The sequence below is a fragment of the Pseudomonas sp. MDT1-16 genome (genome assembly GCF_054898115.1).
Window position 1 is genome coordinate 5498966 of the sequence record NZ_CM142717.1, and the last position, 16902, is coordinate 5515867.

Consider the following 16902-nt stretch of genomic DNA (forward strand, 5'->3'; position numbering starts at 1 on the left):
ATCCCATCGACGAATCCACTCCTAGACTTCTGATATAGGCCGTAGAACGGCCCCGGGAGTCTGAGATGTGGCGTTGCGTGGGTGTGGTGGGTTTGCTGATGTTGATCGCGGGTTGCCAGACGACCCACGAGGATCTGATCGCCAAGGGCTATCCACCGGCGTTCGCCGATGGCTTCGATGACGGTTGCAGCAGTGGCCGGCAAGCCGCTGGCGCAATCACTGGCGAGTTTCGAAAAAATGTCCCGCGTTACCTCAAGGACAAGCAGTACGCCGAGGGCTGGAGCGATGGCTTCCGTAAGTGTCAGGCGATGCGCGAAAGCGAGGATCGCGAAGATTATCGCCGCCATCATTGGGACGACCGGGACAAAGCCTGGCAGCAGCAAAAGGATCAGGGTGCCGCCCGTGCGTATCGCTCGCAATGAGTCGCTGACAGACATCCGTCGAAACTAAAAGCCTGCGACCATGGCCCAAACCCTATAACGGGAGAAAACCATGAGTCGCGCCTTCGTCAATGAAGATAACGCCGCCGCGCAAGCCGATCAGCCAGTCGAACGGCAGGTCAGCGCGCAGCCCAATTACGTCACGCCCGCCGGGCTTGCGCAGCTTCAGGCGAAAGTCGCCGAGGTGCAAAACCTGCTCAATGAACAGAGTTCTCGGGGTGAACTGGCGGACAAACAGCGCCAGGCCGACCTTGAGCGTGACTGGCGGTATTTCAATCAACGCCTGCAAAGCGCTCAGTTAGTCGTGCCGGCCTCCTCGACCAACAAAGTGCAGATGGGCGCCTGGGTGACCTTTGCCGATGAACAGGGCAACGAACAACGCGTGCAATTGGTGGGCGAGGATCAGGCGGATGCCGCGAGCGGGCTGATCAATTGGGGTTCGCCGCTGGGTCGGGCGTTGCTGGGTGCGCAGGTTGGGGATGAAGTGCTGTGGAAGCGGCCGGCGGGGGATTTGTTGATTGAGGTGTTGGGCATAGAGATTGGGTGAGCTTGCTCGCGATGGCCGCGCCGCGGCTTATCTGAAACCCCATAAAAAAACGGAGCCCCAAGGCTCCGTTTTTTCATGCAACCAACCTGAAATCAGGCCAGTTTCTTGTGCCGTACACGATGCGGCTGAGTGGCCGCTTCGCCAAGACGTTTGCGGCGATCGGCTTCGTACTCGGTGTAGTTGCCTTCGAAGAACACCGCTTGCGAGTCGTCTTCGTACGCCAGGATGTGAGTCGCGACGCGGTCAAGGAACCACCGATCGTGAGAGATCACAATGGCGGCGCCCGGGAAGTCCAGCAGGGCTTCTTCCAGGGAACGCAGGGTTTCAACGTCGAGGTCGTTGGACGGTTCGTCGAGCAGCAGGACGTTGCCGCCCTCTTTCAGGGTCAGGGCCAGGTGCAAGCGACCGCGCTCACCACCGGACAGGTCCTTGACGAACTTCTGTTGATCGCCGCCCTTGAAGTTGAAGCGACCGACGTAGGTGCGCGACGGGATCTCATAGTTGCCAATGCGGATCTGGTCGGAACCTTCGGATATTTGCTGGAAGACAGTCTTGCTGCCGTCCAGGTCTTCGCGGCTCTGATCGACGCACGCCAGTTGCACGGTTTCGCCGACTTCGATGCTGCCCGAATCCGGCGTTTCCTTGCCCATCAGCATGCGGAACAGGGTCGATTTACCGGCACCGTTACCGCCGATCACGCCAACGATGGCGCCTTTTGGCATGGAGAACGACAGGTTGTCGATCAACACCCGATCGCCATAGCCCTTGGAAACGTTCTTGAACTCGATGACCTTGTCGCCCAGGCGCGGACCGGCCGGGATGTAGATCTCGTTGGTTTCGCTGCGCTTCTGGAATTCCTGCGATTGCATTTCTTCGAAGCGTTGCAGACGAGCCTTGGATTTGGACTGGCGGGCCTTGGCGCCTTTGCGCACCCACTCCAGTTCTTCCTTCATGGCTTTTTCATGGGCCGACTGCTGCTTGGATTCGGCAGCCAGACGATCGGACTTGGCTTCAAGCCAGCCCGAATAGTTGCCCTCGTACGGGATACCGGCGCCGCGGTCGAGCTCGAGGATCCAGCCGGCGACGTTGTCCAGGAAGTAACGGTCGTGCGTGATCGCTACCACGGTACCCGGGAAATCGTGGAGGAAATGCTCCAGCCAGGCGACGGAATCGGCGTCCAGGTGGTTGGTTGGTTCGTCGAGCAGCAGCATGTCGGGCGCGGACAGCAGCAGGCGGCACAGGGCCACACGACGCTTTTCACCACCGGACAGGAATTCGACCTTGGCATCCCACGCTGGCAGACGCAGCGCATCGGCGGCGACTTCCAGTTGGCGATCCAGATTGTGACCGTCGCTGGCCTGCAGGATGGCTTCGAGTTTGGCTTGTTCAGCGGCCAGTTTGTCGAAGTCGGCATCCTCATCAGCGTAAGCCGCGTAGACCTCGTCCAGGCGCGCCTGGGCGTTCTTGATCACGCTGACCGCTTCCTCGACCACTTCACGCACGGTCTTGGTCGGGTCCAGGATCGGTTCTTGCGGCAGGTAGCCGATGTTCAGGTCCGGCATCGGACGGGCTTCGCCGTCGAACTCGGTGTCGACGCCAGCCATGATTTTCAACAGCGTGGATTTACCCGAACCGTTAAGGCCGAGTACGCCAATCTTGGCGCCCGGGAAGAACGACAGCGAAATGTTTTTGAGGATTTCCCGCTTCGGTGGAACAACTTTACCCAGCCGATGCATGGTGAATACGTAAGAACCTGTCTGTCCGTGCTTGTCACCTTTTGCCATTTTTGAGGACACCTATAAGTCAGATAATGTAGGGCTTTGCAGTGCTTTTCAACACGCGATCCAGAATGAAAAAAGTCACGTTTCAATCTGAGCTAAATTCGATTCGTTACTATACTCGAAAAAGTCAAGTTTTGGAGCCGGGTCGTGGGCCATCAGATAGTCGAGATAAGGGTCAATGGTGCTAGAGGAAAGGTGCTGTTGCAAGACCACATTCCTGCCTATTACCCAAACCTTTTTGTGACGTTGGAGCAGTCAGGCCGCGCTTTGAATACGCAGCATAAGTATCTGGAGCACATAGCAGTCATCGAAGACTATTTGAAGCATGAGTCAATTGACCTCATCACTCGCTTGGAGGAGCGACCGACGTCTCGCTACCTAACTGATAGTGAAATTTCACGCTTCGTAGCTGACGCAGCATTGTGTAAATCAACTCTGGACAAAAAATACAGAGGTATGTGCCTGTTACCTGCAGCTTACAAAACAGTAGGTAAAATTCACGCGCAACAACGACTCGAAACTGTACGCGACTATTTAAAATTTCTTTATGACAAGTTGGGTGACGAGGTGACGCGAACCGCAGCCATTCATGAGGTTGAGCTCCGCATTAACCGCAAGATAAAGGCTGCGAAACCTTCATGGAAGAAAATCAGAAATGATGACATGAAAGAGCTGACCACGCGGGAGCGAGATCGCTTGTTGGAAATTATGCATCCTGAAAGTGTAGAAAATCCTTTTGCGAATGAAGCGTTGAAGCTGCGCAATTACATTATTTTGCTGCTGGGCCTTGATATGGGTCTTCGCCGATCAGAAATGCTACTTATCAAAGTCGGCGATATTCGGTGGCACAATCGTGAACTATATGTCGTGGATATCGAGCGTGAGGAAATCGATCCGCGCACGCTGGCTCCGCAATTTAAAACTCACGAGCGCGTGCTGGAAATGGGTGATGAGCTAACCTTTGCACTTAAGACATATATCGACAACTACCGCGCCTGCAAAAGAGGGGCGCCAGAGGCACACAAACACCCTTTTCTGCTGGTGTCCCATCGACGCAATGAAGGAAGGCCGCTGAGCGTTAAAGCCCTTGATTGCGTTTTGCCACGGGTTGGAAAGGTCGCGGCCGAGCTGTCACATGTTCACCCGCATGTGCTACGCCACGATGCGGTCTTCACCCTCCTTGAGAGTATGCGAGAGGACTTAGAAGCACTTACCCCCGAGGATCGCACGACAAAGGCTCAAAAAATCCTCACCTACGCTTTTGGATGGAGCCCTGATTCCAATATGCCTAGCCTATACGGTGCGAAATTTTGGAAGGAAGAGGCAAATAAGGCGATGAAAAAACGCTCGGACAAGTTTAGAGCTATCCAAACGCGTCCCGAGGTTTAATCCTGAGGAGGCCACGCAAAGTGAACATCTCGGTTTTAGCACTTGAAATACCTACGCCGGACTCTTTTGACGCATGGTTGAATGCACCTCGCCTTGCCAGGTGTGGAGTGCCTTTCACTCCTTCGGAACCGATGTGGTGGCCTGATAGATCCTCCCGTAGCGCGATCAATTGGCAGGCCGCAATCCGGTGCGTTCCACTTGATTGGCAACGGTGGCTACATGCCGCCTTAGCCTATCGTATGGCCGAGGCTTCACAGGGGACCGTTAGTCTAGCTGCTTCAATTATGTCGCGTGCGGCGCAGGCGGGACTAGATCCCTTAACTGAGGAACACCTGATCGATTTGCGCGAGCGTTTTAACATGGGAGAGTTTTCCGCGCTGGTGGGGTTTATGGAATTCTGGCAAGCATGCGAATCCCTTGAACAGCGACCATCAATATCCTTACTTGAGGCTTATTACTCACTCCCTAAAAAGAAACGGCCGCGAAACGATGTCATCTTGCGCTTAGATCCCGAACAGGGGCCGTTCACACAGGCGGAGCAGGACGCACTGTATCAGTGGGCACATGAACAATTCTGTCACGGAGTATTAGACGCTGAGCGCTATCTTTATTTGCGCCTGGCAATGACCTACGGACAGCGTGGAACGCAACTGCGCATGATGGTCTTTGATGATTTTCTAAAAACCGCGCGAGGACTTTTTGTACGAATATTCTGGGCAAAACAGAAAAACGATGATGCTGGATGGCGGGCAAAGTACGAAACCTTCAACCTAGATGAAGATCTTTACAATACAGTGCAGGCCTACAAAATGATTGTTCTAGCTCAGCTTGAGCACGAATATCCACATCGCGCCAATTGGTCTGAAGCGATCGGGCACGTGCCACTCTTTCGCCGTAAATTTATTCATGAAAAAAAAGACCATAGACAGATTTCAATTTTAGTTGATCTGCCGGATTTAGAAAAATTGGAGCAGAGCCCACAGCCTGAATTTCATATCTCAGGTGGAACGGTAAGAGCTTGGCTCCTGCAAATGGAAGGTATGCCTGGATTCCCCATATCCTCGCGCACTCATCAGCCTCTTAAAATTTCTAAAGGACATCGCTTTAGGCATACGCTCGGTACAGACCTCTCCAACGCGGGACTGGACGAGTGGTCAATAGCGAGCGCGCTGATGCATTCCGGCACACGCACTGTTCGCAAGTACAGGGCAGTCTCAGCTGAGTTAATGAAGTTGATTGACGAGAAGATGAGTGATCATCTGGCACTAGTTGTGGGAGCGTTTACAGGTTTGATCGTTAGTGATCGTGCCTATGCAAAAAACGGAGATAATGTTGATCGGCAGATTGAGGACTTGGCTGTCTGTGGTGCAGATAATACCTGCTATCTAGATGCTCCTTTTACATGTTACGGATGTAGTAAATTTCAACCCCTTCTAGACGCCGACCACAGCGCCGCACTGGAACGGCTTGAACGCCGCCGCGAGCAAACCATCAGCAACGATAAGACCACGGGCATTCTATGGGATCGTGCAATTCTAGCATGCCGCAAAGTAATTCTTGACTGCAACGTGTTGCGAGAATCGCGCAAGACAGATGGAAATTGATGCATGGCTCCTGTCACCGACTTTAGGCCCCGCTGCCACGTCAAAGCTGCTACGCAACTGGCTCACTTTATCGCCTGGGCCCAACTCACCTTGCCCAAGGGCGTCTCTAATCACCGTGTTCATGCGGGAATTCGATGGGATATGGACTCATGGCATCATTCCGGAATTACGAGCTGCTCCTTCGCTGCACATGGCTCACCAAGAAACTTGAATACAAAAAATAAGAAACTCATGGAAGCGCCATTCATAGATTTTGCGAAAGCTCTGATAGTGCATCACTGCGTATTTCGAGCAAAGAAATCTGCCAAAGACATACTTTCCGGCGCGAAAATTCTTGAAGTAGCGCTGTATGACATGACTGGGACAAACGATCCAACTCGAACTTCAGCTGCCGTCTGCAACAGAGCTTGTGAGTACCTAAAGGCCGACTATCCTGACGGAGACAGTGCTTACAGAAGGAGCAAATTCCTTGAACAAATAGTCGTGTTGATGAGGGATAAAGGTTTGTTTGAAAAACCATTTCGATGGATTTCGCCACTGCAATACAAAAATTCGGGAACGCTAAAAGAGCAGCAAACAAATAATCGGAAAAGATTACCAAGTCGGGAGTCGATTCGAGCCCTGGGCGAACTATTTAATAACGAATTGAACAGCCCGTTAGACGTTATAACGCTTTCAGCATGTGTCCTTTTGCTTAGTCAGCCCAGTCGCGTAGGCGAGTTAGCTGACGTCGAGCAAGACTGCTTATTATTCAAACACGACGCTCAGGGCGGTCATCGCATGTTCCTAAGATGGTATGCCGAAAAGGGCTTCGGTGCGTCAACCAAGCCAGTTGTTACAGGCATGGAGTCTTCAGTGGCCCGTATGATTAAACTGCTGACACCAATAACCCAAGAGGCTCGAAATTATGCCGCCTGGCTCGAAGATCACCCCGAAGACTTTCCTCTGCATGAGGGGGTGCCCTCGAAGGGTCCCGATGATCCACTATCATACGATGAAGCCTGCGCAGCGCTTAAAACCAAAGTTTATGGAGGCCAACAAGCGCGTAGGATTTTTGAAATAAGATGGCTCCGCTCGCTTGAGAAACGTACTGCTTTAAGTCCTAACACATTGGTGGTACTGGAAGAAATACGGCAAGGATGGGATACAGGTACCGGAAAACGTGTCTATGTGAACGGTAGACTCCATTCCTATCAGTTTAACGACAAAGCGGTCATTACCTTACGAAAGCTTAATGTCCTAGTTCGCGAAAAATATCTACCTAGAAACTTCCCCTATACTACTGCTGCAGAGGACGGAAAAGAACGTATAAAATATCGTGACGCATTATTCACGGTGCGAACGGGTAGCCTTCCCGATGAGACAAAAAATAATTTCGCAATGCAACGTGATTTTGGAGTTGAGATAGCTGTCGGCTATACACGAATGACAGCGCAATTGGGAGGTGTTTCGCACACACAAAGTATCTTCCAGCGACATGGATACGGAGATCTTAAGGTAAACACGCACGCCTTTCGACACGAATTGAATACAGAAATGCATCGGGCAGGCCTCTCCCAACTACTGATTGATGCTTTTTCAGGACGTACAACTCAAGGATCCGTCTATAATCATGTAACTGTAGAAGAGCGTCGCCAAGCGGTTGCGGCTGTTCACCCTAAGACCAAGCAAAGTAATGCCGCGAAGTGCTGGGAAAAGATTAGTACAAATGCCCCTTTAAATCTCAGTGATATTCTGGATATTGCTGAGGGCGATCAAGATCGAGTCATTCATAGAACTCACCTCGGTCTCTGTATTCATTCCTTTGAAAGTGAACCCTGCCCCAAAATGGGAGCCTGTTTGACTTGCGGAAGCTTAGGCTGCGTAAAAGGGGATAATGTAAAACTGGCCAACTTAAAGGAAGAGATGGCTTACCTAAAGAATCGATACGATAAAGCGGTGACTGCAGAATCTCGCAGCGCATTTGGTGCCTCGCAATGGCGAGAAAAAATAGCTATCGATCTGTTCAAATGTGCGGCTCTGATCAAGGTCTTAGAAAACCCTGAACTTCAGAACGGCGACATTGTGTGGAATGTTGATAACGGCTGGAACTTGACCAAAAATGCTGCCGCCATGATGAAACTTATCGACGTAAAAGCTATTGAAGCACCGAAGCATGATACGGCACCGTCTTTAGACGACCTAGCAACTATGCTAAAAGAGATTGAGGTGTAAACGTGGGACATTTAACCGAAAAAAACGTGGCGCAGATCGTCGAACTTATTGAAGAATGGCCTGAACCTAAATTGACTTGGCCTCTTCTAGTCGAGGCTTGCAAAAAAAAATTAAATATCAGTCGGGCCCGCCAATCGTTGATGAAACTTCCAGCAATAGACATGGCAATGAAGGATCGTAAGGCAACGCTTAAGACACCAGCTGAAAAGCAAAGCTGGATAAAAGACATTCAAAAAGCGAATGAGCGCATAGAAAAGCTTACAGAATCCAATCACCGCCTAAAATTTATTAACCAGCAGCTACTTGCACGGTTCCTCACCTGGCAGGCTAACGCAGATATGCATGGCTTAACTCGGGCGATATTGGATCGACCTCTGGTACATTTCAGAAAATAGCTCGAAAGAAACGCCTTATGCGGGGCATCCGAACGCAAGACAGAAAGATTGAGCGATTGCTAAGATCAGCGAAGCTGCGCTAGTCGGAAGCAACCCTTGTAAAGGGAAAACTGCGACCGGGTGGTATGCGTCCGGGCATCACGTCTTGCGTGATTAAACCGGCTGCCACTTATGCGGAAGCAGCTGCTCGATTTCACTCGCCCGCTGCGTCGGCAGGCGCGTGAGAACATCCTTTAGATAGGCGTACGGATCATGACCATTCAGCCGCGCAGACTGAATCAAGCTCATGATCGCCGCCGCCCTTTTTCCGCTGCGTAGCGATCCGGCGAAGAGCCAGTTCTTGCGTCCAAGGGCCCATGGTCGGATCTGGTTCTCCGCCCAATTATTATCAATGGGTACGGCCCCGTCATTGAGGTAGCGCGACAGCGCTGCCCAGCGTTTTAGGCTGTAATCGAGTGCTCTGCTGATGGCCGAACCTTCGGGCACAAGTTCACGCTGGGCCATCATCCAGGCATGCAGCCTATTCATCACCGGTGCGGCTTTTTCTTGCCGTATCTGGCATCGTAAATCCGGCTCCAGGTCACGCACTTCGCTCTCGATTTCGTACAACAACTGGATGTAGCGCAGCGCCTGCTCGGCGATCTGGCTCTTGTTCGTTGCGTGCAACTCGAAGAACTTGCGCCGGGCGTGGGCCATGCAGCCGATCTCGGTCACGCCGAGTTCGAAGCTGGCCTTATAACCGCCAAAATCGTCGCAGACTAACTTACCTTTCCAGCCTTGCAGGAAGTTACGAGCATGCTCACCGGCGCGGCTGGGGCTGAAGTCATAAACGACAGCGGCTGTTTCGCAGAACTGGCTGGTGGCGTACGCCCAGACATAAGAGCGGTGGGTTTTCTTCGAGCCCGGAGCGAGCATTTGCACGGGTGTTTCATCCGCGTGCACGACCTGTTGCCCGATCACTACGTCACGCAAGGCATCGACCAAGGGCTGCAACTGCACGCCCGTCATGCCAACCCATTGGGCCAACGTCGAACGTGGAATCGCCAAGCCAGCTCGACCGAAAATTGATTCCTGACGGTAAAGCGGAAGATGATCAGCGAACTTCGCGATCATGACGTGCGCAAGTAATCCGGCAGTCGGGATGCCCTTGTCGATAACTTGCGCAGGTACCGGCGCCTGGATCAGCGTTTCGCAGTCATCGCAAACCCACTTGCCACGAACATGGCGCTCAACGGTGAACACGCCCGGCGTGTAGTCCAGCTTTTCGCTGACATCTTCACCGATGCGCTTCAGTGCGCAGCCGCATGGGCAGTGAGTGTTGTCCGGTTCGTGATGGATCAACGTGCGCGGGAATTCTGCCGGCAATGCCGTGCGCTTGGGCTTTTGCTTTTTCTCGGTCGCCGCTGGTGCTATTTGCAACGCCTGAAGCTCGGCCTCAATCGCCGCAATATCGGTATCGATCAGGTCATCCAGCAGGCTGGCCTGCTCAGGATTCATCTGCTCACTGCGCTTGGCAAACTTCAAACGCTTGAGCTGTGCGATCTCGTGGGTCAGCTTCTCGATCACCGTTTGATCGCGGTTGATCTTCTTGCCCATGGTTTCGACCGTTCTGCCCATGGTCTCGACTTGCGACAGCAGCTGCGCAGCGAATGCACGCAGTTGGTCGGGAGTCATTTGATCGAGATTGGGCGAGGAAGTGTCGGGTAGCCCCAGATCATTACTGATCCGGGGCCCCCTTAGAACCGTACGTGCGAGTTTCCCCGCATACGGCTCAAGCTTACGAAAGCCAGTCTATTACTGGCCGGTCACGCGGAAGGTGGTTTTTGCAAACCGCTATGCTTAAGTGGCTCCTTGAATCCCTGCTTGTGGCACTGTAAGTGGCAGTCGGGATGGAGCAGTACACGGTTATTTAGTTTATCCGGGCCGCCATCCACCCGCCTGACAATGTGGTGATCGTGCCAGCCGGTATCCTTGCTGATGGCATGCCCGCATAAAGCACATTTACCCTGTTGCCGCCTGAAAAGACTCAGTATCTGCCGCCGATACCGGAGCTTATGTAGCATCCGTTGAACCCTTAACGCCTCCCACTTAAACTCCTGTTCTGCATCGTACGGCTGATACGCACCCGGCAAGCGCTTGTGACGAACGATTACGGTATCCGCCAGCATGTATAGCTGGCGAAACTTCACTGTCCCGTCGATCCCCTTTACTGGGTATACAAATGCCCGGTGAATTCTGGAACAGTAATATCGCCGTTTAAGCCAACCAACAGACTTCCTCGGATGCCGACGCTTTGCCCACCTCAAGATCCGCCAGAAGATAAGGTTGTCCAGCTTGTTAAAGGTGGCTTTCGCCACAACCGGGGAGTGATATTGCGCCCACCCTCGCAGCACTGGGTTCAGTCGCCCCATCAGTGCACCCTGAGTAAGGGTTCCGCTGTTTTTTATAATATCTCGCACTTTCCGATAGAACGTTGAAACATTCTTCTTCGCAGGCTTGATAAACAGCTTTGCCTTTCTGTGCGGCGACTTCGGGACGTACTTCCTAAAATTCCACCCAAGAAAATCAAAGCCTTGATGGATGTGTGCGATGCGCGTTTTTTCTTGCGATAATGCAACCCCGCGTACAGACAGGAATTGCTCTATCCAAGGCTTGATTTCGTTTTCAAGCAACTCTTTCGAGTTTGCCAAAACCACAAAGTCATCTGCATAGCGCACAACCTGAACCTTGGTTTTCTTCGCTTCTATGGTGCCAAAGCGCTTTTTCAAGTGATCTTTCAGCAAAAGCTCCAAACCATTCAAGGTGGCGTTTGCCAGACAGGGAGAGATGATACCGCCCTGTGGCGTGCCTGCCTCCGTAGCAACAAATTGCCCCCGGTCAACAACCCCGGTTTTCAGCCATTTGCGCAGTATCGTCTTATCCATTGGGATATTTTGACAAAGCCAATCATGGCTGATGTTATCGAAAAAACCTTTGATGTCCCCTTCCAGAATCCAGACAGGGGCTACTTGGGGGGCCAGCAAATGAAACAGCTCTACCATTGCGTCGGCCGTGGAGCGATCCGGTCGGAAGCCGTAGCTTCGGGGGTCGCTCTGGCTCTCTACAACAGGTTCAATTGCCAGCAGATGAAGCGCTTGCATGGCCCGGTCCAACATCGTGGGAATTCCGAGTGGGCGTTTCTCCTGTTTGCCAGGTTTCGGTATCCATACCCGCCTCAACGGTTTAGAACAGTAACCCCGCTTGATCGATAGACACATCACCCCTCGAAGTTTGGCTTGGGGCGTCTCCCACGTTTCGCCATCGACCCCCGGCGTCCTGCGACCCCGGTTCTCCGTGACTCGCCGCACAGCTAAGCATCGCCCATGAAACGAGTGAGTTAGCATGCGTTGCAGGCGCTTCACCTTTCGCCAGTCGGCCTTCCTTGTTGCCTGCGCAATTTTCAACTGTGTTTTCCGAACGGAGGTTTGAATTCTGGCCCAATCGAGACCGTACCAATTCATGGCCCCATCCAAGGACGCAGACGTAACCGAAGTCGGTGGTTGCGTATTCATACAGTCCTGCTCGAAGTTAGAAACTGTTTGCACAGGATCTCTTAGCGTGTACCCGTGCTAACTTCATAGTTCGACGGAATCAACAGTTGTATTTGCGCTCGTAAACCAGATGCACGTCAGCCAGGGTTGCCCCTGCCGGTAATGTTGAAACCGGTATGCCATCCGTTACAGACGGCCCTTTGCTTTTTGCATCCTCCTATTCCCCACACTCATCAACGTCCCTTGCGGAAAGTCTGCCTTGCCGATGTGGATGGTAAGGCGAGTGGTCGGGATTGCCACGTTCCCTGAATCGCATCAATTCCCCGTTTAGGCTTCGTCTATCCCCCGGCAGCGCTTCTAGTACCGCATCCCATTACATGACAGGAATGGCTGGCTGCAATGCCTTTTTTTTGGCTGGGGCCGATAATTGCCGTAGGCCCGTCAATCCTTACGAGGGTTCTGTCGACGATTCACATATGTTAGCCATGCGGGTTGGGTCACTAGTCCCCGTACTACCGTGCAATTCGGTTGTGCTGCGCATCCCGTTACCGGGTTGCACTCTCTTGCGGGAGGGACATTGTTGATCGGGCTTCACACCCCAAGATTGGCTCCTGACGCATGCCGATCTAGTGAACTGACGGATACACGTCAGGCTCGTTACTCCAGAAAGCGGAGTTGAGCAATGAGATCCAGAGCTTACGACACGTGTTTGACTGCTAACCTATTGAAGTTAAACAGTTGAACACGCGATCTCGTGTCGCACCATACCGTGGATTTTACCAAAGCAGACCGCTTGCGGCAGCAAACCGAGATGCTAATTACAGTTTTTAAAGCAGCGTAATAGCTCCGCCAGACCCCACGCGTTGCCAAGGTAGGCCTAGTACCAAAGCCTGAAGTTGCTCGGTATCCAACTGCACTTCACTGCCTTGCCGAACGCCTGGCCAATGGAATTTACCTTGGTTCAAGCGACGTGCCGCCAGCCATACGCCAATCCCATCGTGTACCAGCACTTTCATCCGAGTCGCGCGGCGATTGGCAAACAGATAAGCGCAGTGCGGCTTCGCCGCACCGAACACCGCGACCACCCTCGCCAGCGCCGTTTCAGTGCCGGCGCGCATATCCATGGGCTCGGTGGCGAGCCAGATGGCGTCGATGCGGATCATCGCAACAGGTCTCGAAGGAAAGCGGCGCAGGCAGCAGCGCTATCGGTTGGCCAGTTCACTTTGACGGTGCCGCGTGGGTGCAGAATCTCAACGCTGATATTCGATGAAGATACGGGCGCCGTTGTTTGCATAGGCAATGGGATGAATGCTGGTTGAAGCGCCATGCTTTTCTGCACTTGCACCCGAATCCATTTGTGAACGAGGTTTGCGTTAAGGCTATGGCTGAGGGCGATGCTGGCAATCGATGCGCCGGGTTGGGCACACTCTTGAATGACCTGGGCTTTGAAGGATTTGGAATACGAACGGCGTGTTGGCTGCATGAAATACCCGCTTAAAAGGCTAGAACTGGTGCCCACCTAAATTTAAGTGCACACCATGTCCCGGCTTTGCGGGGTTGGGTAGATGACTTGGCCGGACGCATACACCGGGTGTTGTTTGGTTCGGGGAATATCTACCAGCAGCTGCGCAGAAACGTCCGGTTCTGGCGGCGAGAGATTGCGATCTTCTGCTTTGGATAAGCACTTCGGGTGTTGTTTTCCCGGCGGCCAAAATTCCCATGATGGCCTTACAGGCTGGCGCCTACGTGGTGCAATCAACCCTGAGCAAGTTGCTGAGCCGCCAAGCAGCCGGGAACTGTTTAGTGGGACGCACCACTGAACACGTCCCGACCCTCGTTTCGCTGATGTCCCTATCGACCCCGCACCCTAAATCAAGAACGGATGCACCAATCTCATTACCCGCCTCATTCTAGCTTTGCAGCTCTCTGCCTCTGACGCGAAGAACGACCAATGTTAATGGTTTCGATAGCGAAGAGATAAAGCGCAAAAAGGCGGATGAAATTGGGCATGCCGAACAGCTTGAGGCTCAGAGGTTCAGGCACGTTGGACACATACCAAAAGGTCACCGTCAAGCAAAACGCCAAGAGTGAGCCACCAAGCAACGGTCCCCAGCTAGCCTGGTCATGATCAGCCAAGCGGCTATTAAAACGGTGAATCAAGTCAACCCAACAGACGAGCAGCAGTGATGAAAAAAACACCAGAAACGGTAGCACCAAGCTGATCTTCGAAAAAGGATCGGCGATAGGGCCACCATTTTCCGCGAAAGTTGAGATCGCCAGTGCAATGAACACGCTGGTTAGTGACCGAGATCCTATTTTTCCAAGCGCATCTAGAATTTCTTTAAACATTAATCAAGCACTCAGATTTTGGTGTTTTCTCGCCCGCGAAGTTCGGCTTCACTTACATGAAGAGGCCATCATAAAGTTGCGAAGTTGCCGGGAATACTGACTTCACAGGCAAAAATCTATTTGCCTCAACAGAATTTTATAACGACACCAGAAGAAAACAAGCCACATCGCAACCTGGAGCTAGGTTACGTCCTTCATTCTCATGACGTCTATAAGAATTACTCCACCCGTGGCGTCGTCTATGATTACGAGGTTATGCGCAAGATAATGCAGTTATTACTTTCCCTGCTTCATGGCGAGCCTTGCGGTGTACTATCAAAACAACGAACAAGTGGCGGTCTCCCGGAGGCAGCCGCCGTCGCACCATTCTCCTGAGGGCATTGCGCAATGGATCTCGCACGTTTACAGCAACTCTTGAACGGACAGGGAGAGATCGTCAAGGGTTGTGACTTGTCAGCTGAAGACGCAACTAATTTTGTCCAAACCAATTTTGGCCAGTATTCGTTTTGCTTGGTGCGAAACTGGGTCTTGCTCGAATTGGAGCCCTGCGGCGAGGAATATGACGCTTTGCGTTCCCGTGGTTTGGAACCCGCGCTGGTCTACGCGCACAACGTCGTGTTCGACAGTCTCGGGCGCTTTAATCCAGGGCACTGGGTGCGCAGCACGTTTCAACAGAAATATGAGGGCGGAGGGCTCTTTTTCACCAAAAACACGCTTTATGTCCTGCTTGGTATGGGCACACGCCAGAGCATCACGCTGGGTGATCTCCTGAGTCTGAGTTGAACCGGCCACACCCGCGCGGCCCCTTGGCGCTCTTGTAATGACCTAACGGGTCCGCGACTGGGCGGCTCCAGATCTTTTGTCCAACGCCGGACGGACCACTTATCGCAATTTCAGGCCCGTACTTGGCCAAGTCTCTTTTATTCCATGACAAGCGTCGCTTCACGCGCGAGCATTGAGCATCCTTTTTGCTGACGACATGTCGGGTGGATTACTATGAGGAAAAGCATACGCTGCACCGTTTCGGCCCAAGCCACCCACGACGGCAGTGGTGATGTGATCGTCGACTTGCCTGCTGCGCTCCTTGAGGAGATGGGCTTGGCGATTGGGGACGATCTAGAGATCGCCGTCGCCGGCGACACAATTATCCTGACGCCAATCCGCGACCTTGAGCATGAATCTCTCAGAGTGCCCGACCTGAAACGTGCTCAAGCCAACGCCACGTATCAAGGCCGCATGACGGTGTTGCTTGGCATTCCCGATGACGCCACTGTCCAGCACATACACAACATGATCGAGGGAGGCCTTGAGGTAAGCGCAATTACGCCCTTGCGCGAACTGGCACTTGTCAGCCTTGGGTCCCTAGACGCACTCGTTCCTGCCCACACTCTCAAGGCAAAGCTGGCCAGCGGCGCGCGACTGAGCAGCAGTGAAAGTGACTGCCTTTTTCGCTTGGCACACACCATTGCCTTAGCCGAGCTCTTTTTTGGCGACACCGAAAAGGCCATGCGCTGGCTGTCCAAACCGAAGTCTCGCTTTTCGGGCAAAACCCCCATAGAAATGCTCTCTACGACCGCCGGGTCGCACCTGGTGGAGGAGCTTTTCACCCAAGCTACGGAAGGATTGTCACTCTGATTCCGTTCGCCATGATGCGAAGAAACGATCAGACAGCGTTATCGATTGGTCACTTGGTGTTAGTGCTGATTGAAAACTGACCCACCCTGCCGATTGAAAATTGACCCAGGGCGGATTGCTGATTTTTGCCCCAGCAATTGTGGATAAGCTTAGCAGTCGTGTTCCGGTTGAAGGCTCATCAAACCCCCACTAAGGAAGTAACGATGGCATCGGATAAAAAGCAGGCCAAACGGGCTAAGCGCGCCAAAGCGAAAGCCAAGCAGGCACGGACGGTTCGCAATGGCTCGTTTCAGGGCGAGTATGTGGAAACGGTTGAGGTCTCCGAGGGAATGGTCAGCTTACTCGTGCGGATGGCAGAAGCCGAGGCAATTAGCCAAGTCGAAATGCTTACCACCTTAATCAGTGACTCGGGCATGTCTAAAGCGGAAACATTAGACGACGAAGTCGATATGCAGATCGTGCTTCTCAAGGTGTACGGAAGGAGGATCGAAGGAAGAACAGAGGATTGGATGGAAGACGACGGATTCCTAGAGGCTTATGCACAAGCTGCACGCAGGCTCGGCCGGGAAGAACTCATCGAGGCTTGGCATGACGCTCATGACTTTTAACAGCTGATAGCCGCCAAATCGTACCTGTCGGGCCCGTGCAGGTACATCGCTGCACTTCATGAATAGCCCGAGTTTCGTAGACACTTCTCACAGGCCGCTTTTGGCCGAATTCGGTCGTGCATGCGTGGCAGCTATCGGCCAAAAGCGGTCATCCACGATCAAGTAGCTATTGGAGTCTTCGGCTAAAAGCTGCTCTGAAATCCATCTGTGCTCGGGGCGCTGCGTCCGGCATCATTGTTGCGATGTTAACGCCAACGCTTAACTGACCAGGTGCTGACGTGGGATTAACCCACCCTCAACTCGACACAAATCCAGCAAAGGTAGTGGTTCGCGAGCAGCCTGTTCGGGTCAGTGATATCTCGGCAACTGGGTCAATTCGGCGCAAGCGCCAACAAGCATCAATTTAACGG

General features: G+C 52.8%; 15 protein-coding genes. 9 read left to right on the forward strand and 6 right to left on the reverse strand.

Features of this window, described 5'->3' with window-relative positions; all coding sequences use genetic code 11:
• Window positions 1-65 precede the first annotated feature (65 nt).
• Complete coding sequence (locus ACYZT3_RS25425; RefSeq protein ID WP_462030989.1) at window positions 66-422, forward strand: hypothetical protein; 357 nt, start codon at window positions 66-68, stop codon at window positions 420-422.
• Between the two features lie 70 nt (window positions 423-492).
• Window positions 493-987: a GreA/GreB family elongation factor gene (locus tag ACYZT3_RS25430; RefSeq protein WP_282381046.1), complete on the forward strand. Its 495-nt coding sequence runs from the start codon at window positions 493-495 to the stop codon at window positions 985-987.
• A 92-nt stretch (window positions 988-1079) separates the two neighbouring features.
• Here the strand turns inward: ACYZT3_RS25430 and ettA are convergent, their stop codons facing one another.
• A complete protein-coding gene (gene ettA / locus ACYZT3_RS25435; RefSeq protein WP_462030990.1) occupies window positions 1080-2771 on the reverse strand; it encodes an energy-dependent translational throttle protein EttA in 1692 nt (563 codons plus the stop codon).
• A 144-nt stretch (window positions 2772-2915) separates the two neighbouring features.
• On the opposite strand from ettA, the gene ACYZT3_RS25440 reads away from it, so the two are divergent.
• From ACYZT3_RS25440 to ACYZT3_RS25455, 4 genes are read left to right on the forward strand one after another with little or no spacing between them, the layout of a single operon-like run.
• Window positions 2916-4157: a site-specific integrase gene (locus tag ACYZT3_RS25440; RefSeq protein ID WP_462030991.1), complete on the forward strand. Its 1242-nt coding sequence runs from the start codon at window positions 2916-2918 to the stop codon at window positions 4155-4157.
• 20 nt (window positions 4158-4177) lie between these two features.
• The gene (locus ACYZT3_RS25445) at window positions 4178-5761 is read left to right on the forward strand and encodes a site-specific integrase (protein WP_462030992.1); all 1584 of its coding nucleotides are present in this window, start codon (window positions 4178-4180) and stop codon (window positions 5759-5761) included.
• A gap of 3 nt (window positions 5762-5764) precedes the next feature.
• Window positions 5765-7975 (forward strand): hypothetical protein, encoded by a 2211-nt coding sequence (locus tag ACYZT3_RS25450; RefSeq protein ID WP_462030993.1) that lies wholly within the window; start codon window positions 5765-5767, stop codon window positions 7973-7975.
• A gap of 2 nt (window positions 7976-7977) precedes the next feature.
• The gene (locus tag ACYZT3_RS25455) at window positions 7978-8370 is read left to right on the forward strand and encodes a hypothetical protein (protein WP_462030994.1); all 393 of its coding nucleotides are present in this window, start codon (window positions 7978-7980) and stop codon (window positions 8368-8370) included.
• Between the two features lie 153 nt (window positions 8371-8523).
• Here ACYZT3_RS25455 and tnpC read toward each other — a convergent pair whose 3' ends face one another.
• The 5 genes from tnpC to ACYZT3_RS25480 form a co-directional block, all read right to left on the reverse strand.
• On the reverse strand, window positions 8524-10044 hold the full coding sequence (gene tnpC / locus ACYZT3_RS25460; RefSeq protein ID WP_462030995.1) for an IS66 family transposase: 1521 nt from the start codon (window positions 10042-10044) through the stop codon (window positions 8524-8526).
• A 131-nt stretch (window positions 10045-10175) separates the two neighbouring features.
• The gene (gene ltrA / locus ACYZT3_RS25465) at window positions 10176-11921 is read right to left on the reverse strand and encodes a group II intron reverse transcriptase/maturase (protein ID WP_462030198.1); all 1746 of its coding nucleotides are present in this window, start codon (window positions 11919-11921) and stop codon (window positions 10176-10178) included.
• Between the two features lie 806 nt (window positions 11922-12727).
• Complete coding sequence (gene tnpB, locus ACYZT3_RS25470) at window positions 12728-13063, reverse strand: IS66 family insertion sequence element accessory protein TnpB (protein ID WP_083359309.1); 336 nt, start codon at window positions 13061-13063, stop codon at window positions 12728-12730.
• A complete protein-coding gene (gene tnpA / locus ACYZT3_RS25475) occupies window positions 13060-13383 on the reverse strand; it encodes an IS66-like element accessory protein TnpA (RefSeq protein ID WP_462030996.1) in 324 nt (107 codons plus the stop codon). Before tnpA ends, tnpB begins: the two co-directional genes overlap by 4 nt.
• 422 nt (window positions 13384-13805) lie before the next feature.
• Window positions 13806-14249: a hypothetical protein gene (locus ACYZT3_RS25480; protein WP_462030997.1), complete on the reverse strand. Its 444-nt coding sequence runs from the start codon at window positions 14247-14249 to the stop codon at window positions 13806-13808.
• A 387-nt stretch (window positions 14250-14636) separates the two neighbouring features.
• Between ACYZT3_RS25480 and ACYZT3_RS25485 the strand changes: the two genes are divergently transcribed.
• From ACYZT3_RS25485 to ACYZT3_RS25495, 3 genes are all read left to right on the forward strand, one after another.
• On the forward strand, window positions 14637-15032 hold the full coding sequence (locus ACYZT3_RS25485) for a DUF6957 family protein (protein WP_462030998.1): 396 nt from the start codon (window positions 14637-14639) through the stop codon (window positions 15030-15032).
• A 213-nt stretch (window positions 15033-15245) separates the two neighbouring features.
• A complete protein-coding gene (locus ACYZT3_RS25490) occupies window positions 15246-15884 on the forward strand; it encodes an antitoxin Xre/MbcA/ParS toxin-binding domain-containing protein (RefSeq protein ID WP_462030999.1) in 639 nt (212 codons plus the stop codon).
• A 203-nt stretch (window positions 15885-16087) separates the two neighbouring features.
• Entirely contained in the window at window positions 16088-16492 is a 405-nt protein-coding gene (locus ACYZT3_RS25495; RefSeq protein ID WP_462031000.1) for a hypothetical protein, read from the forward strand.
• Window positions 16493-16902: the final 410 nt, after the last annotated feature.

Bases quoted from the DNA above. Each gene is read 5' to 3' on its own strand.
- ACYZT3_RS25425 (WP_462030989.1), top strand. From the start codon at position 66: ATGTGGCGTTGCGTGGGTGTGGTGGGTTTGCTGATGTTGATCGCGGGT.
- ACYZT3_RS25430 (WP_282381046.1), top strand. From the start codon at position 493: ATGAGTCGCGCCTTCGTCAATGAAGATAACGCCGCCGCGCAAGCCGAT.
- ettA (WP_462030990.1), bottom strand. From the start codon at position 2,771: ATGGCAAAAGGTGACAAGCACGGACAGACAGGTTCTTACGTATTCACC.
- ACYZT3_RS25450 (WP_462030993.1), top strand. From the start codon at position 5,765: ATGGCTCCTGTCACCGACTTTAGGCCCCGCTGCCACGTCAAAGCTGCT.
- tnpC (WP_462030995.1), bottom strand. From the start codon at position 10,044: ATGACTCCCGACCAACTGCGTGCATTCGCTGCGCAGCTGCTGTCGCAA.
- ltrA (WP_462030198.1), bottom strand. From the start codon at position 11,921: ATGAATACGCAACCACCGACTTCGGTTACGTCTGCGTCCTTGGATGGG.
- tnpB (WP_083359309.1), bottom strand. From the start codon at position 13,063: ATGATCCGCATCGACGCCATCTGGCTCGCCACCGAGCCCATGGATATG.
- tnpA (WP_462030996.1), bottom strand. From the start codon at position 13,383: ATGCAGCCAACACGCCGTTCGTATTCCAAATCCTTCAAAGCCCAGGTC.
- ACYZT3_RS25480 (WP_462030997.1), bottom strand. From the start codon at position 14,249: ATGTTTAAAGAAATTCTAGATGCGCTTGGAAAAATAGGATCTCGGTCA.
- ACYZT3_RS25485 (WP_462030998.1), top strand. From the start codon at position 14,637: ATGGATCTCGCACGTTTACAGCAACTCTTGAACGGACAGGGAGAGATC.
- ACYZT3_RS25490 (WP_462030999.1), top strand. From the start codon at position 15,246: ATGAGGAAAAGCATACGCTGCACCGTTTCGGCCCAAGCCACCCACGAC.
- ACYZT3_RS25495 (WP_462031000.1), top strand. From the start codon at position 16,088: ATGGCATCGGATAAAAAGCAGGCCAAACGGGCTAAGCGCGCCAAAGCG.